Raw genomic sequence first — 22,836 nt, 5'->3', positions numbered from 1 at the left:
TAGGGACGAGAGCTGACTCCCGCGGTTCCACCCTACTTGACTGCTGCCCCCATAAAGGAGCCTGCAATCCGCTTTCCGTGTCATTCATGCTCCCGGGGGCCGTTTCACTGATGGTTCCCGCCAGGCTTCCACCGTCCCTGACTCGCTTGAAGGGAAGATCAACAGTTACTTTCCCGATCTTTGCATGTCTCATTATAAGAGATAATTACAATACATAGTACACAATAATAACATATTAGTCAAACACAAAAATTATTAGAGGTTGTTCAAAAAGTCATCTTTTGATCACGAAGGAAGTCAGGAAGTGGACTCGACATCGAATCTTGAATTCAGCCGGTCCTTCCGGTGCTCACGTACCCCAAGTACGCTCCTATTACTGAATATCATACCTGTCCAACTGTTCAAGAAAATTGCGGGATTTGAGCTGCATTCCGAGCTGTGCATCCATAAACCGCCGCATCATGCCTTTAATCTCATCCCGCGTCGCTTCGCTGACATTCACATTACCCAGCCGGGTCAAATCCAGACGGGCGAACAGCCGCAGCAGCTTCATCGCACGGGGAGTTGCAAGGATGGCAGCAGGATCGAAATGCTTGCAGGCTCTGCAGAGCTCACCCCCCAGACTCGGGCTGATCCATTCCTCCGTCTCTTGCTGGCCGCATTCTCTTCCGCAGGAAATACAGATATCCAATTGTGGGGCATAACCTGCAGCCTGCAGAATCTTGAGTTCATAGATGCTGATGATGACCTGCGGGTCCTTGCCGCTTGCCAGCGCTTCCAGGCAGGCCTTGATCTGCCTGAACCAGAAGGCTCCCGTATCCTCGTCCTGCAGCACCCTGTCCAGCAGCTCGCAGGCATAGGATGCATAGGCCGCCTTGAAGATGTCCTCCCGAAGTCCATGATGGGAGTCGATCAGTTCACCGGCGTTCAGCGTTCCCAGCCCGGTATTGCGAAAAAAAACATATTGGCCGTATGTAAACGGCTGGGCCAGTGCGCCATGGCGGCTCTTTGGCTTTTTCGCGCCGCGTATGAGCACTCCGACCTTGCCGCCGTGTTCGGTGCACAATGTTATGATTTTATTCCCCTCGCCGTAGTCCATACTGCGGATGACGATGCCTTCCAATTTATAAAGCATTTCCCCATCCCCCATGCGCTTTTGCATATTGCAAAAGCCATTATACCGAAAGCCTATTCTGCGGCTTCCTCCTGTTCATCCGGTTCTGTTCCTGCCACCGTCTGCTCTCCCCGTGCAGCAACTTCTTTGTAAAGCAAATACGCATCGACATCTCCAGTCATCATAAAATACTTCCACGAAAAATCTCGCATTCGTATTCATCCTTTCCTTCGGAAATGACGCTCGCATTTACGAGATAGGATGCTCGATGACCGGGAAACTATGCCAAGCAATAAATGGCTATGATCAGGCGTCGCGATGGAAGCCAAGGTCGCGCAGTACACGTTCCTGATTGCGCCAGTCCTTCTTCACCTTGACCCAAAGCTCCAGAAAAATTTTCGACCCCAACAGCTTCTGGATATCCTGACGCGCCTGCTTGCCAACCTCTTTGAGCATGGCGCCCTGCTTGCCGATAATAATCCCCTTCTGGGAATCCCGTTCCACATATATGACAGCCGAGATATGAACAATCCCGTTGCTCTCCACCCGCATATCTTCGATCATGACGGCTATGGAGTGAGGAATCTCCTCACGGGTCATGTGCAAAATCTTCTCCCTGACCAGTTCGGCAATAACAAACTGCTCAGGATGATCCGTTACCTGGTCTTCCGGATAATACTGCGGACCTTCGGGCAAATATTTGTCGATCTGCTCCAGCAGGCGGTTCACATTGTTGCCCATTTTGGCCGAGATCGGCACGATTTCCGCAAAATCATACAGCTTCCGGTATTCTTCAATCAGCGGCAGCAGCGCTTCCGGCTCAATTTTGTCTATTTTGTTCATCACCAGAATGACAGGAGTAGACACTTTGTTAAGCTGTTCGGCGATAAAGCGGTCTCCTCCCCCCATGCCCTCTGATGCGTCCACCAGAAACAGTACGGCTTCCACTTCGCCCAGAGTGTTGAGAGCAGTCTGGTTCATAAAATCACCCAGCTTGGATTGCCGTTTATGAATGCCGGGCGTATCCAGAAACACGATCTGCATTTCCGGCGTTGTGTACACCCCATGTATTTTATTACGGGTCGTTTGCGGCTTATCCGACATAATCGCGATTTTCTGGCCGATCACATGGTTCATCAAGGTGGATTTGCCGACATTCGGCCTGCCGACGATCGCGACAAAGCCTGATCTGAATTTAGCTTTACTCATATTCGTTCCTCCGACGCCTAGCGTCCGTGTGTTCTTGTTTATTTTCGATATAGTGCCCGGTTATGGCCGCTCTTTGCCCAGATCGGATGGCCCGAATGCTCCCGGCAGCAGCTCGGCAAGGGTCGTTTCCTGCATGTCCCCTTTTAAATTGCCCAAATAAACCGGCATGTCAGGGGGACAGAGCTCTGCTATAACCTGCCTGCATACACCGCACGGGGAAATAGGCCCCTCCGTATCTCCCACCACAGCCAGCGCTTTGAAGCTCCCGGGCTTTTGCCCCTGGGCCACCGCGCTGAACAGTGCCGTTCGTTCGGCACAGTTGCTCGGCCCGTAGGCGGCATTTTCAATATTGCATCCGTAGTGGACTTTGCCATCGGCATCCAGCAGCGCGGCGCCCACACTGAAACCGGAATAAGGCACATAAGCCTTCAAGCGTGCTTTGACCGCTTCCTGCATTAACAACATTGGATCCATTCCAACCGACTCCCCACCGTTTAAAATAAATATTCTCGCTGTGAAGCAATTTACAGCAAATGCCTCAGCATGGTCAACACAGGTTGATAAAACACAACCCCTCCTGTAATGACAGCAAAAACCGCAGCCAGCAGCACAGCTCCGGCGGCGGCGTCTTTAGCGGCCTTGGCTAGCGGATGAACTTTGGGGCTGACAAGGTCCACGACAGCCTCAACGGCGGTGTTGAACAGCTCCGCTGTTATGACGAAAGCGCAAGCCGCCAGAATAAACAGCCATTCCATCCGGGAGATACGGAACACGATACCCGCCGCGATAACACCCAGGGCGATGACAACATGCACCCTCATATTAATCTGCGTGCGAAGGGTGTAGCCGATCCCTTCCAGGGCATAACGAAATGTCGATCTCCACGAATGGGCCGGTTTCATCAGCGAGTTAACCCCACTTCCGCGAGCACAACCTCCTGCTTGCCCATCATCTCCGCTTCGCTGTCATCATCCTGATGATCATAACCCAGAAGGTGCAGAAAGCCGTGAACAAACAGAAAACCGAGCTCCCTTTCCAGCGAATGGCCATATTCCTCGCTTTGCCTTTTCGCCATCTCCACGGAAATAATAATATCGCCAAGCATCTCGGGAAGATCCGGCTCAGCGTCTCCTTCCCCGATCTCATAGACAATCTCCGGTTCATCCTCCAGCCCTTCATTCATGGCAAAGGAAAGCACATCCGTCGGGCGGTCGATGCCGCGATACTGCTTGTTCAACTCGTGAATATGCTCATCCGTGACAAAGGTCAGAGCCACTTCGCCATCATGCACTCCTTCAGCTTCCCCCGCTTTGCGCAGGATCGCCTCCAGGGTGGAAATCAGCGATTCACTGATATTCAAAACTTCCTGTTCATTGCTCCATACCATTTGAAGACTCATGCTTTACGCTCCTTTTTTGCGTGCCAATCTTTCCCGTTACTGCAGCTTTTCATTAGCTTCCTTCGGTTTTTCTTCCGGATATTCGATCCGGGAATGGAAGATGCCCATCACGGTTTCTTTCAGCGTCTGCGAGATGATGTCCAACTCGCGCATCGTCAGATCGCATTCGTTGAACTGTTGATCATCCAGTTTGCTTTTCATAATTTTCCCGATCATCGTTTCGATCTGATCCACCGTTGGCTTGCGCAGCGACCGCACCGCAGCCTCAACACTGTCAGCAATGCCTACCACGGCCGCTTCCTTGGATTGGGCTTTGGGCCCTGGATAGCGGAAATCATCCTCCGTGAAATCCGGCTCAACTCCCCGCTCTTCCGCCTGCCTCAAAGCCTTGTGATAGAAAAAGTGGAGGAAAGAGGTCCCGTGATGCTGTTCTGCGATATCCCTGATCGGCTTTGGCAGCTTGTATTCCTTCTGCATTTCCACACCGTCCCGGGCATGGGCAATGATGATCGACTTGCTGAGCTTGGGATCGATCGAATCATGCGGATTGTCCATTCCGTTCTGATTTTCAATAAAATACGAAGGGCGTTTCGTTTTCCCTACATCATGATAGTATGAACCGACACGACACAATAATCCGTTAGCTCCGATCGCTTCTGCGGCCGCCTCGGACAGGTTGCCGACCATGACGCTATGGTGATAAGTGCCAGGCGTTTCCGTCAACAGCTTCCGCAGCAGCGGATGGTTCGGATTGGACAGCTCCACCAGCTTGAGGGCCGATAAAATGCCAAACGTCGACTCGAAGAAAGGCATCAGCCCGATGACCAGTATGGCCGTAAGCATCCCGCCGACAACGGCTCCTACGACCGAATAGAGCGTGGTTAGCTGGTTCCAGCTTCCCTGACCAATTAACACAAGGGAGAGCACAGACAGCGCCCCGAAAATGCATACCATAATCGCTCCCTTGAACAGGGTGGATCGCTGGCTGGCGCGGTGAATGGTGAAAATGGCGGTAAGGGACACCACAAACGTAAAAAAACCGTAATTAAAATCAAAAATTTGTCCCTGCCGTACATTAAGAATGATGCTGGACAGTATACTGATGATGATTGTGCATATAAACGCCAACGATCTGTCCAGCAGCAGCGTAACCAGCATCGCACCGATCGCTACCGGGGCGAAATACCCGGTATAAGACCGTTCACTCGTCTGCAACGTATTGGCGAGGAGCAGGACGACGATGGTAATGATGAAAATGAGTACAAGCATAAGAAGCTGCGCATTATTATATTTGAATTGGCGGGAATCCGACTGCCGGATGAATACAAGCAGCCCGAGAGCCGGCAGACAGGAAAGCATCAACAGTCCGAACTGCGGCCAATAGTTGATCTCGTCCTTGAGCAAATTGTTCTCATCAAGCAGTGTATAAATATCCTGAGTAATGATCTCGCCTTTGTGGACAAGAATCTCCCCTTGGTCGATATATACGGTGGGCGTATTTTCACGCGCCTCGACCTTGGCTGCCTTCGTCGCCTCATCATCGTAGAACTTGTTCGCCGTGACAGCAAGCCTTGCCAGCTCCTGAACGACTTCACGGGAGATGCGGTCGCTGAGCGAGCTGGTGCTCACCAGTTCGGCTACCTTGGCTCTCGCCGTCGTTGCATCCGTAATCTGGTCATTCATGAGCCTGGTGACGATCTCGCGGGCCACCAGCTTCATCTCCGCAATGTTGTCCGAAGACAGACGCGGAATTTTGATAAAGGTTTCCTCGGGAATTCTGTAGGTTTGCTCTCTCGTCTTTTCAAGCACCTCATCCAGAAGCTTGTCCGGATAGGCATCCGCCTTTTTGCTGTTGTTCACGAAATTATTCACAAAATCCGCTGCGCGCTGCGGGATCTCCTCTTTATAAATCGCCGCCTTGTCATCATCCGAGATCTGGTCATCCTGATTCAGGCGGTCGATCCTGTCCAAAATGGATGTCACCAGGTTGTCGTTGCGCATCGGCACAATGGTATAAATGTCCTGCACTCTTTCGGCAGCCTGCTCCTGCGCCTGCAGTGTAGCCTTGTTGTTGGGCAGCTGCATCGGAGCCACGATGTTCTTCTCGCTCGGCGTATTTACCCGGATGTCATAACGCTCGGGCAGCAGACCCGGAGCAAGACTCACATAGAAAAGAATCACCAAAAACAAAAACAGAAGATAGCGTGTAGCCACGCTATACTTCCATCCGTTCATTCTATACTGGGTCATTTTGCTGGTGCCTTTCGACAGTTCTTTCGGAGCCATAGAGACAATCCCTCTCTATACTTGATTTTCGGCAGCACGGTCATAGGCTACAATGATTTTTTGAACCAGGGAATGGCGCACGACGTCTTCATCCGCAAACTGCACGAACCCGATCTCCTCAATGGAATTCAAAATGGTTTTCGCTTCGATCAATCCCGATTTCTTGCCACGGGGCAGGTCAATCTGGGTGACATCGCCTGTAATGACCATTTTGGAGCCGAAGCCAAGGCGTGTCAAAAACATTTTCATTTGCTCAGGTGTCGTATTCTGGGCCTCGTCCAAAATAATGAACGCATCATCCAGCGTACGCCCCCTCATATAGGCAAGAGGAGCAATTTCAATCAGTCCGCGCTCCAGTGCCTTGGCTGTCTGGTCCGGTCCCATAACATCATACAGTGCGTCATAGAGCGGCCGCAAATAGGGATCGACCTTCTCCTGCAGATCACCTGGGAGAAAGCCCAGATTCTCGCCCGCCTCCACGGCAGGCCGGGTAAGAATAATCCGCTTGACAGAGCCTTCCTTAAGCGCGGCAACAGCCAGCACCACGGCCAGATATGTCTTGCCGGTCCCCGCCGGACCGATGCCAAAGACGACATCCCGCTTTTTGATCGTTGTCACATAGTGCTTCTGGCCAATCGTTTTCACCCGGATCGGTTTGCCGCGGAAGGTGGTGGCAATCTCGCCCTTGAACAGGTCAAGCAGCTGATCCGCTCTCAGATCCTTCGCCAACTCTATAGCATAATGGATATCCCGCTCACTAAGAACAAAGCCGTTGCGGATCAGCTGCAAGAGCACGTCAAACAACTGCTCCAGAACCTCAACCTCGCGCGGTGCGCCATAGATAGCGACTTCCTCCGCCCGGGAATCGATCTTGGCCGGAATCTCCGTTTCAATTAATTTCAAGAAGGAATCCTGCGGGCCGAAAAGAGCCTGTCCCTCTCCCGCATTGTGCAATGCAATTCGTATGCTGTGATTTTGTTCAGCCAAATAGCCTCAATCTCCTCGGTTATAAACTAACGGAAGCTCTTCCGCAATATCTTGCTCTACCTCGAACAGCACTTTCATATAAACTTTACCATTCTCTTTGTTCTCATGCAAAATTTTTTGTCCTAAAATTTTTGTTCCCTTCCCGTATTTCGCCAAAATATGGGCCTTTGCCCTTTCCAAACCTATTTCCTTGGCAGCCTGTTCAGATACTGCGTGCTTCTGTTCGCGGGTCTCCATCACCCTTTCCGTCATCCAGCCGACAGGAAGCTTCAAGGAGCGCCAGGTCAAAGGATCGTATTCGGTCACGGTATCCGATGTCGAATAGGATTCTTGGCCGTATCCCCAGAGCTGGATGGCCCGCTTTCCCAGCACAAGGTACAGCCGCTCCCTGCTCTCGCCGGTGTAGGCCGAGCTTCGCTGAACTAAAGGGGTGGAAATCTCATATTCATGCCAGACGAGTCCACGAACCTGCCCTTTGGCCACAACCTGCTCCTGATTCACTTCATCCCCGAGCGTGCCGGAAATGAGAATATCGCCTCTTTTGACTCTTTTATTTTTTTGTACGACAGGTCTTCCCTGCTCGGCATAAATTTCGGTAATGACCGCATCTGCGTTGCTGATCAGATGGCGCGGATTAAGCAGCGGCCTAGGTGCCGCCCTTGATGCTTCAACCACCTGAATCGTAATGACGGTCCCCTGCTTTTCCAATCCGATCCACGAAGCATCCGGCAGCCTGCGCAACATATTTTTGGCCAGCTTGTCCTGTCCCGGCAACCGAAAGCTCCATTGCATAGGATAGATTCCTTCCTCGCGGGCGGCCTGCAGCACTTCCTCCGTTGTCAGGCTCTCGTTCCCCTTTACCTGCACCGTCCATACCAGTGAGGACATCATATAGATTCCTAGAAAAAAAAGCAGGACACCTGCGGCAAAAAACTTCCGCCGTCCAAGACGCGCAAGCATAAAGGGAAATCCTGACCTGCGGGTAACATGCATCCGGCAGCCTGTCCGCCGCAGCAGCGGACGCAGGGAGAATACATCCGGAAGCAGGAGCTTCATTTCCGCCCGGTTCCCGCCCAGCGGCCTGACGTCCCACACCGGGATCTTCCGCTCTGACAGCAGATTTACAAAGCTTTCTACTTGACCGCCTGTCACTTCCATAACGACCGTACCGCGCAGGCGGGATAAAGCCGGTTGTCTCACAGCTCCTCCCCCGTTCTTTCAATGTGGACCGACATAATCTCGCCTTCCACGCTGATTTCTTCAGGCAATATGCTCCTGATCACAAGGCCGCTGCCCCCTATCCGGAGTCTTCCGCGGGAGAGGGCAAGCAGCAGCTCTTCCGGAGTAAAATTCAGGACACCCCGATGATTTTCGATATACAACTGTCTGCTGCCAATCAAAGTCAAGCGCGGCATATCCAAAAGAATATCCTGTGGCAGGTCCAGCGCTTCACTGGTCCATTTGCGCAGCTTGCGGCTGATCCGGGTCATTCGGGTAAGTCCCCCTTCCTGTACTAAACAACTTATGCTTGATCCGTGTTAAATATGAAGCTGTACCCTGCATCTTCTGAGACGCTCCGAGAACGAAGCTGCTGCGTGCATGGACCAGCTTAAAAAAATAGGCCAGCCAGGAATTCTGGCTGACCTATTATTTGAACCCATGAGACACTCCATCTTCCTGACAATAATGCTATACGCCTTTTCTCCGGCGTTTCGCTTTGGGAGGGGACAAGATTTCCGACCAGATCATTCCGCTGCGGATATCAGCCGTCCGGAAACGGGAACGACCCTCGGTTCCCCGGTCATCCTCCCCGTATACAGCCATCTCACCACCGGAAATACGGTCCAGTCTCTGCAGCACCCGCTGCCTTTCCTCTTCCATGGCACGGATTCGTCCTTCAAGTGTCGACTCCGCGTCGGCATATTCCACGGACAACCCTTCATCAAGGTCATCCCTGGCAGCGTTTCTTGCCGGTCCTCGGGCCGGCTCAATCTCATCATATCCTTGCTCGCTGAAGTCTTTGTCCGGAACCGTATATTGCGGCTGCGGTTTGTCCCCGTCGTTCCGCTTTTTGCCTCTGCTCGGAAAACCTTCAGCAGGGCCACCGAACGTCGGCATTCCGCCGCCACCCCGTCTTTTATTTTCTTTGCCCGGACTTGCTTTGCCCAAAAACGACAGCAGGGCAAAAACGATGACGGCTACCAGATACAGGTGTTGCACTATCCATTCAATCATTTCTGCATCACCGCTTTCCTACGGACTCTGCCTGTCTAACCGCGCTCATTCGGATGGTTCGGTCCGGTGCTGTCATTCGGCTTGCCGAGCGACTCTCTCATCTGTGTATCTGCTTCGATATTCTGCATGTTGATATAGTCCATGACGCCCAGATTTCCGCTCCGCAGCGCCTCTGCCATGGCAAGCGGCACCTGGGATTCGGATTCCACCACGCGTGCGCGCATTTCAACGACACGCGCCTTCATTTCCTGCTCCTGCGCGACCGCCATGGCGCGGCGCTCTTCAGCCTTCGCCTGTGCAATCCGCTTATCCGCTTCCGCCTGCTCCGTCTGCAGGAAGGCGCCAATATTTTTGCCCACATCCACATCGGCGATATCTATGGACAAAATTTCAAACGCCGTACCGGCATCAAGTCCCTTGGACAGCACCGTCCGGGAAATCGAATCGGGATTTTCCAGCACATCTTTATGTGTCGCACTGGAACCAACCGTGGTAACGATGCCTTCACCTACACGGGCAATAATCGTTTCTTCGCCGGCTCCCCCGACCAGACGGTCGATGTTCGCGCGTACGGTAACACGCGCTTTAACCTTGACCTCAATACCGTCCTTGGCCACCGCAGCAACAACGGGCGTCTCAATGACACGCGGGTTGACGCTCATCTGCACCGCCTGCAACACGTCACGTCCCGCCAGATCGATGGCAGCGGCTCGTTCAAATTCCAGCGGAATGTTGGCACGCTGGGCCGCAATCAGGGCATTCACGACACGGTCGACATTACCCCCGGCAAGAAAGTGGCTTTCCAGCTGATTAATCGTCAGACCTAGCCCTGCCTTGGTCGCTTTAATCAGCGGGTTTACGATTCTGCTTGGTGTTACCCGGCGCAAACGCATCGCAACAAGGGTAATGATCCCGATCCGCACCCCCGAGGCAAGTGCGGAAATCCACAGCATGACCGGAAAAAAGCTAAAAAAAACGCTAAGCACAATGACTGCCACGACGGCAATCAGCAAAACACTAACCAAACCTGAACCCATCCTTATCACCCTCCAATTTATTTAGGTGTATCTTTAAGAGGTAGTTCAAAAAGTCATCTTTTGATCACGAAGGAACTCAGGAAGCGGACTCGACATCAAGTCTTGAATTCAGCCGGGCCTAAGCGGATGCTTCGGAAGCATAAGCTTCGGTGCTGAAAACCTGACTTTTTGAACTCGCACTTTAAGTAAGCTCTTTCACTACAACACGTCCGCCTTCAACCTTGATTACACTGACAGGCTTGTTGCTCTCTATAAATCCGCCCTCTGTTACAACATCAATCCTTTCGCCTTCAATCAGCGCTGTACCGGCCGGGCGAAGCGGTGTGAGACTGGTGCCCTGCATGCCCAGCAGCCGCTCCTTGTTCGTCACCGAAGAATAACCTTTGTCTTCCGTCAGACTCTCGTTCAAAATAAACTTGTTCCAGATGCCGCGGTCCTTGAACGCAACGGCGACAATCGCGACCACGATGGCGGCAGCCGCAAAAGCAATGCCAAGCGACAGCAGCGCATGCGCCGTATCATAAGCGGCCCGGACTACCCCGGCAACAAGGCTCACTGAGCCGAGCAGCCCGAGAATGCCAAAGCTCGGTACAAACAGCTCCAGCGCAAGCAGCACCAGCCCGATAACAAACAGCACCCATGTCTCGTATCCGGCAAAGCCTGCCACATAATTTCCGAAAAAATACAGTCCAAATGCCAGTATTCCCAGAAGGCCCGGCACACCGAAGCCCGGCACCAGCAATTCAATCACGATGCCTGCAATACCGACAAACAGCAGCAGCACCTGCACCCAAGGATGAGTTAAAAATTCGGCAAACTGTTCAGCCAGCGATTTGTCGACCTGGAACATGTCATGATCGGCGAATCCCATCCAGTCCGCGACCTCTTCCGGAGATGAAGCAATCCGGTCGGCATACCCCGTTTTAAGCGCCTCTTCGCTCGTAAGCGAAATAATCTGACCTTTTTCCTTGGCCTTGCCGATTTCCGGCATGTTCACTTGCAAATTGACATCCACCATACCCTCGGCAATGGAGGTATTTCTTCCGCCTGCCTGGGCGGCTGAAGCCATAATGCTTTTCCAGGCAGCCACGCTTTTCGGATCCTCCACCGGCGTGCCCAATCTGTCCACGAGCGCCGCCGCTCCGATCATACTGCCTGGCGCCATGGCAATTTTGTCGGCATTCAATGCAATATACGCTCCTGCAGACGCAGCATTTCCGTTTATGTAAGCTACTGTAGGAATGCCGCTGCTTTTAATCAACTCTCCGATTTTCTCCGCCGTATCCACCCGTCCCCCTGGTGTGTTGATTTCCAGAATAATGAGGCCAGCCTTCGATTGCTCAGCTTCTTTGAAGCCCCGTTCCAGAATATTCTGCAAGCCGCGCTCAATTTCCTGGTCGACCGGAATCACGAATACGGGCCCGATCCCTTCCCCTGTGGCTGCCGCCACCGCCCGGATTCCTCCCGCAGGCAGCAGGACCAGGGCAAACAGCAGGAAAGCAAGCATAACCTTCAAGCCTGGCGCCGTTTTTTTTACACCCATCGATCTCCCCCCTTCCGGCTATTATGTACATCTTACCAGAATTCAACTTTACATACGTCATAAACCTTACACAGGTTTCAAAACCTGACAGTAGCAGGGATTAAAAGGTCTGAACAAAAAGAAAAAACACTCCCTGTTAAACAGAGAGTGTCCGCTCTTTTTGTTTATTGCAGAAATTGCTGAACCGCTTGGTTCACGAGTTTTCCGTCCGCACGGCCCTTTACCTTGGGCATCAGGGCCGCCATCACTTTTCCCATATCGGCTTTCGAAGAAGCACCGGTTTCCTGGATGGTCTGCTGTACAATAACTTTAATTTCTTCTTCGGTAAGCTGTACGGGAAGGTACTGACTGAGAATCTCAATTTCCGCTTTGTTGCTTTCCGCAAGTTCATCGCGGCCTGCTTTTTCAAATTCCTGGAGGGCATCCTTGCGTTGTTTGATCTCACGACTCAGAATATCAAGCAATTCGTTGTCATCCAAATCCCGTTTCAACTCTATTTCAAGGTTTTTTATCGTAGAACGAACCATTCGAATAGTAGAGAGTTTGAACTTGTCCTTACTCTTCATCGCCTGCTTCATATCTTCGTTCAATCGTTCGCTCAAATTCATGATAGCTCAGATCCTCCTAGAACTTTCTCTTACGAGCAGCCTCGGACTTTTTCTTGCGCTTTACGCTTGGCTTTTCATAATGCTTGCGTTTCTTCACCTCAGCCAATACGCCATCCTTAGCGATGGAACGCTTAAAGCGACGAAGTGCAGCATCAATTGTCTCGTTTTTGCGAACTTTAGTTTCAGACACCAGTTTTCCCTCCCTCCGACCAGACCGTCCAAGAGCAATAACACGGTTCATCAACTTTCATTATAGGTGAAAGCCAAAGCAGGTGTCAACCTGTGAAAAGAAAAGGGGCTTACTCTGCTGCGTGGGAATCAGAAATCCCTGTCAAAGCGCCCAGCTTGGCGCCGCCCAGCAGATGATAATGCAAGTGGTGAACCGCCTGACCGCTGTCCGGGCCGCAGTTATTGATAAGACGGTAGCCCGACTCGGACACGCCGAGCTGCTGCGCCGCTTCTTGTGCAATACGATGGATTTCAGCGATCAGTGGAAGATCCTCTTCCGTCACATCGTTCATGGAAGCGATATGCTTTTTCGGAATAATCAGCACATGAACCGGCGCCGCAGGCTGAATATCATGAAATACGAGCATATCCTCCGTCTCCAGCAACTTGTTTGACGGTATGGAACCTCCCACAATTTTGCAAAACAGACAATCCATTATGTAATTCCTCCTTTTTGAATGGGCCACTATGAACTCAATCATACCGAAAAAAAGGACAAAATGACAGCAGGCCCGCCCCTTGCCGGGGTACGGGCTGCTAATAAGGTAAAAGCTCAATAATAAGGAAGCAGGCCGATGGCCGTCAATGCGGCAAGCGGCAGGATGAGCCTGTTGAAACGGCGTCTGCCGTAGAAAGGATACGCAGGATAGCCATAGCCGTATCCGTATCCCGGAACCGCGCCGGGGTAGCCCGAGAAAGGATAGCCAAAGGCGCGAGTACGCATCCCCCCGCATCCGCAGTCATCGTAAGGCTGATTAGACTCCGGCTGAACATTCGCAGGCATGTTGGATTGATACGGCATGTTGGATTGATACGGCATATTGGCTTGATATGGCATGTTGGATTGATACGGCGCATTGGCTTGATACGGCATGTTGGATTGATACGGCGCACTGGCTTGATACGGCATGTTGGATTGATACGGCGCATTAGCTTGATACGGCATGTTGGATTGATACTGCACATTAGCAGTATTCGGCATATTGTTATTCGCTTCGCCGACCGGAACCGCCATATAAATATTTTCGTCGTCCACATTCTCCACTATTCCGTCATACATCGCTCCGTCCTTCACCCATACGCACACATAACGGTGCTTATGCTTCATGCAGATCTCCTTTGTTTCACTCTTTTCCTTTTCGTTCACAGCGATATTTTCCATATTTTCCATATTCCGTACCTCCTTAAGCTTGCAGGAAAGTTCACATCCCACTCTGCAATATCCTATTCAGATCTGGGCGTTTTGCCACTATCCTCTGCAGTCTTCCGGAAAACAAAAAAAGGCCATCCCCGTGTCGCTCTGCCCGAGCTCCGCACGCGGCAGCGGCGCGGGGCATGACTCCCGGCCCGCTGCCGCAGCAGGGATGACGATCAATAATATGTCGGCTTGGCTGTATTATAACAGCGTTATGAAACTGTATCTGTGATATCGATCACCTGCTCCGCTGCTTCATCTCTCCCGTCACAGCGTTTCGAGCACGACCCGTGAGCCGCCTCCCGCCTGCTCGGCCGGCAGTATGATCAGCTTGCGCGGCAATCTTGCCCGCAGCTCCGGCACATGGCTGATGACACCGACCGACAGCTGATCATGATGAAGCTTTTCCAGGGAGGTAATAACCGTATCCAGCAGCTCGGGGTCCAGCGTGCCGAAACCTTCATCCAGAAAAAAGAACTGGAGCGGAAATTGGCCGCGCAGCTGAATCTGTGCAGACAGGGCCAGGGCCAGCGATAAGGAGGTTAGGAAGGTTTCGCCGCCGGACAAGGTGGATACTGGCCGCTTGATGCCTCCATTGGCATCGTCGCTGATGATAAAACCACCGCCGGAGTCCACTTCGAGGGCATAGCGCTGCTTTGTCAGGAAGCGCAGCCTGCGTGAAGCCGCCTGGCTAACCTGAATGAGCTGCTCCTCCGCCACATACTCGACAAAGGCGTTGCCCCGCAAACTGGACTGCAGCTTCGACAGCTTCTCCGCTTCATGCTGCAGATGTCCGCGCCGCTGCTCAAGCTCCATCCAGCGGACATGGCGCTGCTGTAAATCCTCCATGTCCCGCTCCGCCTTGGCCTTATTCCTGAGTGCCTCCTCATCCTGCTCACGGCTTTCCCGCAGCCGGATCAGGCAGTCGTTCCACTCCTCAACAGACCAGCTTGTTCCCGCAAGCCGCTCCTCCAGGTGGCGCAAATGAGCCGCAACCTCCTTCTCCCGTTCGCGGTGGCTGTTCACTTCCGCTTCCAGCCGGGCCGCCTGCTCGGGCGGGATGCTGCTCTCCAGCACCACAGCTTCATCGGCAAACGGCGAGGCGTCAAGCTGGGAGTGCCAGCGCGCTGCGGCGGCAGTCTTGCGCTCCGCTGCGGAATCCGCAGCCTGAAGGGCCATGACGGCCGCTTTGGCGGTTTCATGCTTGCGCTCCTCGGCTTCCTTGCGCAGACGGCTGCAGGCGTCGGCCTGCGACTTCAGCTGCGACAGCCTGCTTCTCGCTTCGCTCAGCAACTGCAGTGCGCTGCCTCCGCCGATCCAGGCGTGCAGGCGATCCGTCTTCTCGCGCAGCAGCACATCCTTGCCCTGCAGCTCGGCCTGGCGCGCGATGATGAGCTTGTCCGCCTCAACGACGGCTTGCTCGATGAGCTGTACGCTGCGCACCTTCTCTTCCAGGAAGGTCACGCTTGTCTCCAGCTTGGACCGAATCTCGTCGGCCTGCATATCGCGCTCCTGCATGGCGCGATACCGCTCCTCCGCGCTGTCCGGCTCCACGCCGGGCAGCTCACGTTCCCAGCCGCTGCGCAGCTCCTGCGTGCGCGCAGCGGTGCTTTTGCGCTTGCGCTGCGTCTGCGCAAGCGCTGTAGCGGCGGCTTCGTGCTCCGCCGCCGCACGGATGCGCCGCTGCTGCAGCGCGGCCTCCGCCTCCCGCAGGGCGGTGGCCTGCTCGCGCAGCGGCCCGGCGGCCGCAGCCAGCTTCGCCGCGGCGCGTTCGAGCGCGCCGCAGCGGGCGGCCCAGGCCGCGAGGTCGTGCGGCGCGTGCGGAGCGGCCAGCGGCTCCTGCACGGCCGCCTCCGCGCCTGCGGCGCTCTCGGCCTGCGGCAGCGCGGCTTCGCCGCCGGCAGGCTGCAGCTGCGCCACGAGGCTGCTCCGCTCATGCAGCTGCTGGCGCAGCTCCAGGCGCAGCTCCTGCAGGCTGGCGCGCAGCCGCTGCAGGCCGTCGGCGGCGGAATGGTCGCCGCCGTCCGCGACCACTGCCGCCGGCGCCGGATGATGCAGCGAGCCGCAGACCGGGCAGGGCTCGCCGTCATGCAGCTCCGCTGCCAGATTCTGCGCCAGCCGGCGCAGCTCGCCAGCGCGGATATCGCTGCGCAGCGTCTCCTCCGCCGCCGCAAGCGCCATCAGCTCGCGGGCGCAGTCCGCCTCCAGGCGCACTAGCTCGCCAGCCTGCTGCATCGCCGCCTGATACACACCGGCACGGGCAGATTCCGTCTGCCGGGCTTCCGTGTCCGTCCGCGACAGCTCCTCCGCCGCCCCGCGCATGCGCAGCTCCTGGGCAGCGACTTCTTCTTCGGCCTCCCGCAGTTGCTCCGCCGCCGCCTTCAACTGCTGCAGCCGCTGCATTGCTTCCTGCAGCAGACGCCGCTCCTCGGTCTTCACCTCGGACTGTTTAAGCTGCTCCTGCAGCTCTTTCTGCCGGTTCAGCCCACGGCTGTGCAGCTCCCGCTCCTTATGCAGCTCCTGCTCATGGCGCTTGCGGTCCGTCTCGGCCCCGGCAAGAAGGGCGGCAAGCTGATCACGCGTCATCTGAAGCGCGTCCGTCTCCTTTTGCAGCTCCAGCGCCTGTTCAAGCTGGTCGATCCGCAGCAGCAGGCGCGGCTCCTCGGCGGTCAGCTCCCGGCCTGCATGCTCGTCCGCCAGTACGGCCTGCTCCGCCTTCTCTTCCGCCTCGCGGGCCAGTCCGGCAGCGGTGGCTGCCGCAGATTCGCGCGCTGTCGCTTCTGTGGAGGCCTGCTTCCAATCCTCCAGCACCGGCAGCAGTGCCCAGGCAGCAGCGGCCTGCTTCAGCTTCCGCTCTAGTGCAGCCATCTCACTCTCACGGACCGCCAGCTGCCGCAGCTCCTCCGTTCTGCCCTGCCGCTCCATTTCGAGGTCGCGGATTTTCGACATGGCTTCCGCCTCACGCGATACCGCTTCAAGCTGAGTGCGAGAGGACTGCGCATATTCCACTGCCAGCCGCAAGCGCAACTCCGCCTCTTTCAGCGCGTCTGCACTGGCATCTCCCAACCCCTGCTGCTCCGCCTCCAACGATTTCAAAGACGAATCTGTGTCCTTGACTCTCCGGCTCAGCTTCTGCGCCAGTTGGTCGCCATACTTCTCCAGATGGAACAGCCGCTGCAGCATTTGCCTTCGCTCGCTTCCCTTCAGGGAAAGAAATTCGGCGAATTTCCCCTGGGGCAGCACCACGGCCCTCGTGAAATCATCCATTTTCAGGCCGATGACGTCTTCAACACAGCGCGTCACCTCAGCCAGCTTGTCCGCCATCACCTGCTCGCCTTCATCCGTAATTACCACAAAGCGGCTGAGCGAATTGCTGACCGACACGCCCGAAGTCCGCTTGAATCTGCGTTCCACGCGGTACCGTTTGGGACCTTGCGCCGACATCAGTTCAAACGTGAAAGCGACAGACAACATGTCCTCCGCATGATTCATAATGCCCTGCGTTCCACCTGCGGCACGCTCCACCTTGCCGTAAAGCGCTAGCGTAATGGCGTCCAGCAGCGTCGATTTCCCACTCCCGGTCGGCCCGAAAATGCCGAACAGCCCCGTTTCGGTCAGCTCCTCGAAGCGGATTTCCTGCTGCTCCCTGTAGCTTTGCAGCCCCGCTACCTTCAGCAATATCGGTTTCATGACACATGCTCCTCCGTTCCGTCAATCTCCCCATCTTCCTCCACAAGCTCCAGGAACAGCTGCACAAGCCCGTCGTCCGGCTCGGCCCCGCCGGTCTGGCGCTGGTAAAAGGAGCGGAACAGCTCGTGCAGCGGTATTTCGGAGCGCTGCTGCTCCAACTCGGCGGCGGCCATTTCAGGATACACTGGCCTGATATGTACAAGCCCGTCACGGCTTTTGCGCAGCCGCTGAATTTCTCCGATCGACATAGCTTCGGTCAGCGAAACTTCCAGGTCTATGAACGCGTCCGCATCCAGCCCATCATCCAGCCAGCGGTACACCTCCTCAAGCCCTCCTCTCGCACGCCAGCGCACCAGCGGGCGTCCGCTGCTGAGATGCAGTTCCTCAATGCGTGCAGGCTGTCCGGGTACCGCTTCAACGAGCGTCACGGACTTGGCCTGTCCCGCTTCGGAGAAGCTGTAGGCCAGCGGCGAACCACTGTAGCGCAAAATCCCTTCCCCTTTCACATACTGGGGCCGATGCAGATGTCCCAGGGCGGTATATTGAGCCCCGACAACAAGCGCCGACGGATCGACCGTGTAGGCTCCACCTACCTGAATGGGCCGCTCGGAGTCGGTTTCCAGTCCCCCGAGCACATAGATATGGCTCATCGCCAGATTGACCGTATCCGGACGAAAGGAAGCGGCCAGCTGTGTCATCAGCCTGGCCACGCGGCGGCTGTACGCCTCCCGCAGCACGCTTTCGTCCCCGTCCTCGCTGAGCAGTTCATTAAGACGCGCCTCCGAGGGGTAGGGAAGAGCGGCGATCACCGCCGTTTCTCCTGTTCTTGGCGCAGTGATACACACTGCCTCCGGACTGGGCAGCCCCAGCAGCCTGATGCCTTGCTGGCGAACGAGAGGGGTGACGGAAGACACCCGTTCCGGCTGGTCGTGGTTGCCTGCAATCGCAACGAACTGCCTGCCTCCTTCCGCCAGCCGCGCAGCGGCCTCATAAAACAGCTGCTCCGCCGCCGCGGGCGGATTGACCGTATCATAGACGTCGCCTGCCATCAGAATCAGATCCGCCTGCTGTTCCTCCGCCATGCGCACGAGCTCCTCAAGAAAGGCTTCCTGTTCCTTCAACCTGCTGCGGCCTTCAAGCGTCCTGCCCAGATGCCAGTCGCCCGTATGAAGAATCCTCATCTCTCTTCCTCCTGTTACTTCCTTGATATCTCTTCGTACAAAACTACTTCGGAAGCATAAGCTTTGCGTCCCGTTAAGGGCGGACGAAGCCCTGAATTCTGCTATAGATCATCCTCATCTACACCTGCACGCTTTCTCCCGAATCGAAGAAATAAAGCCACCTTTCCCCAATTTTCCGTCCAAGGATATCCTCCATCACCCGCGAGTACAGCTCCAGTTGAAAACGGTATGTCTCGGCCAGGGCTGCCGTATTCCGGTACTCCGAGATCCGGTCTGTTTTGTAATCCAGCAGCACAAGACCCTTTTCGTCTTCGAATAGACAATCGACAATTCCCTTGACCAGCACCGTATCTTCCTCCAGCTCTGCCGGAAACATGTCATTGTCCATGACGATCCCCGCCTGCCGGATGTCCAGCGCCTTCCTGCTTGCGAGCTGCGAGGCAGGAAGACCGTAGCTGAACGGCAGCTCCCGCTGCACGGCGGGGGACCGGAGCAGCCGCTGTCCGAGTCCGGTGGCAAAGAAGCGCTCAATCTCGCCTGTATCAATCATGTCGGCATGCTGGCGCAGCAAGATTTCAGATTGAACAAGATGCTCCTTCGTTTGCTCGATGACAGCGGCATCGGCACTGCCCTTAAGGGGCAGATGGAGCATCAGCATATGGTACACCGTACCCCGCTCGCTCGGACTTAGCCCCTTGTCCTCCATAAATTTCGGACGGCGCAGCCGCAATCTTTCGAATGCAGGCTGCGCTATGGACGTTTCTCCGCTTACCGCGCTCAGGACATTCATCCACTCCGCCGCCGGATGTTCCTCGCCAGTCGAACCCTGCTTTAGCTCCGTTGCCGATGTATTGGCGGCCGTCCTGCCCGCAAGCGCATGCGGGTAGGTCCAGGACAGGGCCTTTGCCAACTCCCCGGCCTGATTCGCCGCCCCAGTCTGTATCGGCTCCGCCTGTCTGAGCGCTTCAATGCGCTGGTTTCTGTCCGGCATAAGCTCTGCTTCCTGGCCGAGGCCCGGCTCCGTTTCCGCAGCCGCCGCAGCCTTGGAGTGCAAGGATACGATCCAATGTCCATCTCTCGCATTCAGAGGCTGATACTCCTCCTCTGGCAGACCCGCCGCCTCACGAAGAACGGTGGCCGACGGATGACGCAGCAGCGCCGGGCCGATCCAGTCGAGATAGCTCCTGCCCGCAGCAAGCAGATAATCGGGCAGCACCTCCTCCGGGCGGTCCTTGATGCCGGCCCAGGAAGCCGCCTGCGCAGCAGCATTCCGCACGGTGGCCGTGATGATCATCTTCTCGCGCGGACGGGTGAGGGCAACGTACAGTACGCGCATCTCCTCTGCGAGTAATTCAAGCTGCGAGCGTCTGCGGATGGCCAGATTCGGCAGGGTTGGATAGCTAACCCTGTTGCCGCTGTCAACGAATCTGGGGCCAAAGCCAAGCTCTTTATGCATGAGGAAGGGCATGTTCAGGTCCTGCCTGTTGAACATTTTGGCCGCCCCTGCGATGAAGACGACCGGGAACTCCAGCCCCTTGCTTTTGTGAATGGTCATGATGCGCACGGCTTGTTCCGGCTCCGTGGAGACACCCGATGGCCCCAAATCCCTGCCGTTTTCGCGCAGCCTGGAGATGAACGTCAGGAAACGGAACAGTCCCCGGTTTGCTGTCGTCTTTTCGTATTGAAGCGCACGATCATACAGTGCCTTCAGGTTGTTCTGGCGTTGCACACCTCCAGGCAGACCTCCGTTCCAATCCAGATAGCCAGTGTCTTCATATACCCGCCAGATCAGGCTGCTGAGACTGCCCTGAACCGCTTCCTGCCTCCAGACTTCAAGCCGGTTCAGGAAGCGTTGCAGAAGCACTAGCATTCTTGTTTCGGCAGGGTCGCTCCCCTGTTCCTGTGCCGCCTCCGTCACAGATTCAGCCGCCCCGTGGCTCTCCGCTGCCTCGCGCCTGCCTTCTCCGGCAGCCGCCGCTTCCACGGTGGCCGCCGCCATCGCTTTGGCATTCCCGTCCGCAGCCGCCATAACCGCGTCATAAAATGAGCCGTTAGGGCGCTTCACCCTGATCCGCGCCAGTTCGTCCTCCGTCAGGCCGACGATGGGCGAACGAAGTACAGACGCAAGCGGGATGTCCTGCCGCGGGTTATCGATAACATGCAGCAGGGACAGCATCACCTCCACCTCGGTCGCCTTGAAGAAACCCTTCGTCTGCTCCCCTGCTGCCGGAATACCGGCCAGCCGCAGCTCCTCCACCAGCAGCGGAGCCCATACCGCCGCCGAGCGCAGCAGAATGACGATATCGCCGTAGCCGGCAGGCCGCATCGTTTTGAGCCCCTTGTCATACACTTGCAAAGCCGTTCCGGTATCCCCGACAAATTCCCTGATGCGGCTTGCGATCAGCCGTGCCTCCAGCTGCGCCGTTTCCAGTTCGGCCAGCTCTTCTTCCGGGGTGGCTGTCTCCTCATCAATTTCATCCGTCTGAACAGATGAACCCGCTGCTCCTTTATCAATCAGAATCAGCTCTGGCTGATAAGGGCTGACACTGTCTGCAGAAGTCTCCGGAAAGTCCGCTCCGTGCACCAGCTCGGCCCGCTCATCGTAATCAATCTCGGCCACATCGGCGCTCATGATCTGACGGAACAGCAGATTGACCGCATCCACCACCTCGCGGCGGCTGCGGAAATTGCGAGCCAGATCAATCAGCAATCCAGGTTCGGCCTGCTCGCCGAAACGGCGGTACTTATCCAGGAACAGGCCAGGCTCAGCCAGTCTGAAACGGTAAATACTCTGCTTGACGTCCCCCACCATAAAGCGGTTCCCGGGCTGCGAGCGTGCCAGCAGGCGTACGATGTCCTCCTGGACCGTGTTCGTGTCCTGGTATTCATCCAGCAGCACCTCGTCGAACCGGGCCTGATACTCCAGTGCCGCATCCGAAGGCAGCAGCTCTTCCGGCGTTGAATCCGGATGCCGCAAGATGTGCAGGCAATAATGCTCCAGATCTCCGAAATCGACGAGACCCTTTCCTTGCTTTTCCCTGCGGAACCTCTCCCCGAACGCAATGACGGTTTCCGCAAGCTCCTCCATCAGCGGGGCAGCCTCGTTCAGTTCGGCCAGAAACTGCTCCGGCGGCCGTCCGAAAAGGGATGATTTCAGGTCGGTCAGAGCTTTTTTGGCCCGGTCCCGCAGCGATTTGACGCGTTCCTGCAGCTCCGGATCAGTCTGATCCTTTTTGACAGGCTTCAGTTTGCCGAAGGCTGCGGTTTGAAACCGTTCATACAACCGTTCCCAAGGCTCAAGCTGGAGCGCCTGCTGAAGCTCCGCTACCATTTGCATTTCCTCCGCAAGTGTGAGCGCATAAGGCGCAGGCCCTCCCGGCTGCATAGCCAGGCTGTGTGCCTGCTCCAGCAGACTGTGCACGCCGCGCAGCTCAAGCCGCGCATCGGTGGTAATGCTGGAAGCCCAGGAAGTCGTCCCCAGATCGGCCACACTGCCTACACGGAAGGCAGCCGCCGTCTCCCGCAGCCAATGCTCCGGCCAGGGGTGGCTCCGGGAGAAATCATACAACCGCTGCACCAGCCCGTACACCGCGTCATCGGTCCGCTCTCCGCTGAACCAGTCCACCATCATGCGGAATACGCTGCCATCAGGGTGTGCGCCGTATTTCTCCTCGAACAGCTCTTCCAGCAGCTCCTGCCGCATCAGCTCCGTTTCATGCTCATTCATGATCCGGAAGCCGGGATCGAGCGGAATGGACTGATAGTGGCGCCGGATGACCTCCATGCAGAACGAATGAAGCGTCGTGATGGACGCCCTTCCGAGCAGCGACAGCTGACGCAGCAGATGGTCGCTTCCTGGATTGTCCTCCAGCGCGCGTTCCAGCGCCTCGCGGATTCTGTGGCGCATTTCGGAGGCGGCGGCCTTCGTAAAGGTTGCCACCAGCAGCCGGTCTACACTGAAGCCAAGTTCGGGATCGGCGATTTTGCGGATAATCCGTTCGACCAGCACCGCAGTTTTGCCTGAGCCTGCCGCAGCAGCCACCAGCATGTCGTCACCGGACTGCACGATGGCCTGCCACTGCTCGTCGCTCCAGAAGCTGCCTTCCGGCTTTGGTATGTGCATC

20 protein-coding genes are annotated in these 22,836 nt (G+C 55.8%); all 20 read right to left on the bottom strand.

The features are described from left to right. Positions 1–373 precede the first annotated feature (373 nt). Positions 374–1,135, bottom strand: coding sequence for a DNA repair protein RecO (gene recO, locus ACE41H_RS05135; protein WP_375353743.1), 762 nt, complete (start codon positions 1,133–1,135; stop codon positions 374–376). A gap of 53 nt (positions 1,136–1,188) precedes the next feature. Further along, a complete protein-coding gene (locus ACE41H_RS05130) occupies positions 1,189–1,326 on the bottom strand; it encodes a YqzL family protein (protein ID WP_375353742.1) in 138 nt (45 codons plus the stop codon). Between the two features lie 94 nt (positions 1,327–1,420). Further along, a complete protein-coding gene (era, locus tag ACE41H_RS05125) occupies positions 1,421–2,323 on the bottom strand; it encodes a GTPase Era (RefSeq protein ID WP_375353741.1) in 903 nt (300 codons plus the stop codon). Positions 2,324–2,383: 60 nt separating this feature from the next. After that, entirely contained in the window at positions 2,384–2,797 is a 414-nt protein-coding gene (locus tag ACE41H_RS05120) for a cytidine deaminase (protein WP_375353740.1), read from the bottom strand. A gap of 50 nt (positions 2,798–2,847) precedes the next feature. Beyond that, positions 2,848–3,225, bottom strand: a complete 378-nt coding sequence (locus tag ACE41H_RS05115) for a diacylglycerol kinase family protein (protein WP_375353739.1) — start codon at positions 3,223–3,225, stop codon at positions 2,848–2,850. Further along, positions 3,225–3,722: an rRNA maturation RNase YbeY gene (gene ybeY / locus ACE41H_RS05110; RefSeq protein ID WP_375353737.1), complete on the bottom strand. Its 498-nt coding sequence runs from the start codon at positions 3,720–3,722 to the stop codon at positions 3,225–3,227. Before ybeY ends, ACE41H_RS05115 begins: the two co-directional genes overlap by 1 nt. A 36-nt stretch (positions 3,723–3,758) precedes the next feature. Further along, positions 3,759–6,008, bottom strand: a complete 2,250-nt coding sequence (locus tag ACE41H_RS05105; protein ID WP_375353736.1) for an HD family phosphohydrolase — start codon at positions 6,006–6,008, stop codon at positions 3,759–3,761. Positions 6,009–6,023: 15 nt separating this feature from the next. Beyond that, positions 6,024–6,995: a PhoH family protein gene (locus ACE41H_RS05100; protein WP_375353735.1), complete on the bottom strand. Its 972-nt coding sequence runs from the start codon at positions 6,993–6,995 to the stop codon at positions 6,024–6,026. Positions 6,996–7,001: 6 nt separating this feature from the next. After that, positions 7,002–8,195, bottom strand: coding sequence for a sporulation protein YqfD (gene yqfD, locus ACE41H_RS05095; RefSeq protein WP_375353734.1), 1,194 nt, complete (start codon positions 8,193–8,195; stop codon positions 7,002–7,004). Then, complete coding sequence (gene yqfC / locus ACE41H_RS05090; RefSeq protein WP_375353732.1) at positions 8,192–8,485, bottom strand: sporulation protein YqfC; 294 nt, start codon at positions 8,483–8,485, stop codon at positions 8,192–8,194. Before yqfC ends, yqfD begins: the two co-directional genes overlap by 4 nt. Before the next feature lie 199 nt (positions 8,486–8,684). Continuing rightward, entirely contained in the window at positions 8,685–9,230 is a 546-nt protein-coding gene (locus ACE41H_RS05085; protein ID WP_375353731.1) for a hypothetical protein, read from the bottom strand. A 35-nt stretch (positions 9,231–9,265) separates the two neighbouring features. After that, entirely contained in the window at positions 9,266–10,267 is a 1,002-nt protein-coding gene (floA, locus tag ACE41H_RS05080; protein WP_375353730.1) for a flotillin-like protein FloA, read from the bottom strand. Positions 10,268–10,448: 181 nt separating this feature from the next. Beyond that, positions 10,449–11,810, bottom strand: coding sequence for an NfeD family protein (locus tag ACE41H_RS05075; protein WP_375353729.1), 1,362 nt, complete (start codon positions 11,808–11,810; stop codon positions 10,449–10,451). 164 nt (positions 11,811–11,974) lie between these two features. After that, entirely contained in the window at positions 11,975–12,418 is a 444-nt protein-coding gene (locus tag ACE41H_RS05070; protein ID WP_375353727.1) for a GatB/YqeY domain-containing protein, read from the bottom strand. A 16-nt stretch (positions 12,419–12,434) separates the two neighbouring features. Then, positions 12,435–12,608 carry a 30S ribosomal protein S21 gene (rpsU, locus tag ACE41H_RS05065; protein WP_005547957.1) on the bottom strand — a complete coding sequence of 58 codons (174 nt, stop codon included), beginning with the start codon at positions 12,606–12,608 and terminating at the stop codon, positions 12,435–12,437. Between the two features lie 109 nt (positions 12,609–12,717). Then, positions 12,718–13,083, bottom strand: a complete 366-nt coding sequence (locus ACE41H_RS05060) for a histidine triad nucleotide-binding protein (RefSeq protein ID WP_375353726.1) — start codon at positions 13,081–13,083, stop codon at positions 12,718–12,720. Between the two features lie 116 nt (positions 13,084–13,199). Next, on the bottom strand, positions 13,200–13,817 hold the full coding sequence (locus ACE41H_RS25280; protein ID WP_445974741.1) for a hypothetical protein: 618 nt from the start codon (positions 13,815–13,817) through the stop codon (positions 13,200–13,202). A gap of 291 nt (positions 13,818–14,108) precedes the next feature. After that, complete coding sequence (locus ACE41H_RS05050) at positions 14,109–17,531, bottom strand: AAA family ATPase (protein WP_375353725.1); 3,423 nt, start codon at positions 17,529–17,531, stop codon at positions 14,109–14,111. After that, the gene (locus ACE41H_RS05045) at positions 17,528–18,712 is read right to left on the bottom strand and encodes an exonuclease SbcCD subunit D (RefSeq protein WP_375353724.1); all 1,185 of its coding nucleotides are present in this window, start codon (positions 18,710–18,712) and stop codon (positions 17,528–17,530) included. The genes ACE41H_RS05050 and ACE41H_RS05045 overlap by 4 nt, the downstream gene beginning before the upstream one ends. A 118-nt stretch (positions 18,713–18,830) precedes the next feature. Further along, positions 18,831–22,835 carry a helicase-exonuclease AddAB subunit AddA gene (gene addA, locus ACE41H_RS05040; protein WP_375353723.1) on the bottom strand — a complete coding sequence of 1,335 codons (4,005 nt, stop codon included), beginning with the start codon at positions 22,833–22,835 and terminating at the stop codon, positions 18,831–18,833. Position 22,836: the final 1 nt, after the last annotated feature.

The sequence above is a fragment of the Paenibacillus enshidis genome (genome assembly GCF_042136365.1).
GTDB classification, from domain to species: domain Bacteria; phylum Bacillota; class Bacilli; order Paenibacillales; family Paenibacillaceae; genus Paenibacillus; species Paenibacillus enshidis.
This window is presented reverse-complemented; position numbering and strand designations above follow the sequence as displayed.

Coding starts and splice junctions, on each gene's coding strand:
- recO (WP_375353743.1), bottom strand. CDS start 1,135: ATGCTTTATAAATTGGAAGGCATCGTCATCCGCAGTATGGACTACGGC.
- ACE41H_RS05130 (WP_375353742.1), bottom strand. CDS start 1,326: ATGCGAGATTTTTCGTGGAAGTATTTTATGATGACTGGAGATGTCGAT.
- era (WP_375353741.1), bottom strand. CDS start 2,323: ATGAGTAAAGCTAAATTCAGATCAGGCTTTGTCGCGATCGTCGGCAGG.
- ACE41H_RS05120 (WP_375353740.1), bottom strand. CDS start 2,797: ATGGATCCAATGTTGTTAATGCAGGAAGCGGTCAAAGCACGCTTGAAG.
- ACE41H_RS05115 (WP_375353739.1), bottom strand. CDS start 3,225: ATGAAACCGGCCCATTCGTGGAGATCGACATTTCGTTATGCCCTGGAA.
- ybeY (WP_375353737.1), bottom strand. CDS start 3,722: ATGAGTCTTCAAATGGTATGGAGCAATGAACAGGAAGTTTTGAATATC.
- ACE41H_RS05105 (WP_375353736.1), bottom strand. CDS start 6,008: ATGGCTCCGAAAGAACTGTCGAAAGGCACCAGCAAAATGACCCAGTAT.
- yqfC (WP_375353732.1), bottom strand. CDS start 8,485: ATGACCCGGATCAGCCGCAAGCTGCGCAAATGGACCAGTGAAGCGCTG.
- ACE41H_RS05085 (WP_375353731.1), bottom strand. CDS start 9,230: ATGATTGAATGGATAGTGCAACACCTGTATCTGGTAGCCGTCATCGTT.
- floA (WP_375353730.1), bottom strand. CDS start 10,267: ATGGGTTCAGGTTTGGTTAGTGTTTTGCTGATTGCCGTCGTGGCAGTC.
- ACE41H_RS05075 (WP_375353729.1), bottom strand. CDS start 11,810: ATGGGTGTAAAAAAAACGGCGCCAGGCTTGAAGGTTATGCTTGCTTTC.
- ACE41H_RS05070 (WP_375353727.1), bottom strand. CDS start 12,418: ATGAATTTGAGCGAACGATTGAACGAAGATATGAAGCAGGCGATGAAG.
- ACE41H_RS05060 (WP_375353726.1), bottom strand. CDS start 13,083: ATGGATTGTCTGTTTTGCAAAATTGTGGGAGGTTCCATACCGTCAAAC.
- ACE41H_RS25280 (WP_445974741.1), bottom strand. CDS start 13,817: ATGGAAAATATGGAAAATATCGCTGTGAACGAAAAGGAAAAGAGTGAA.
- ACE41H_RS05050 (WP_375353725.1), bottom strand. CDS start 17,531: ATGAAACCGATATTGCTGAAGGTAGCGGGGCTGCAAAGCTACAGGGAG.
- ACE41H_RS05045 (WP_375353724.1), bottom strand. CDS start 18,712: ATGAGGATTCTTCATACGGGCGACTGGCATCTGGGCAGGACGCTTGAA.
- addA (WP_375353723.1), bottom strand. CDS start 22,835: ATGCACATACCAAAGCCGGAAGGCAGCTTCTGGAGCGACGAGCAGTGG.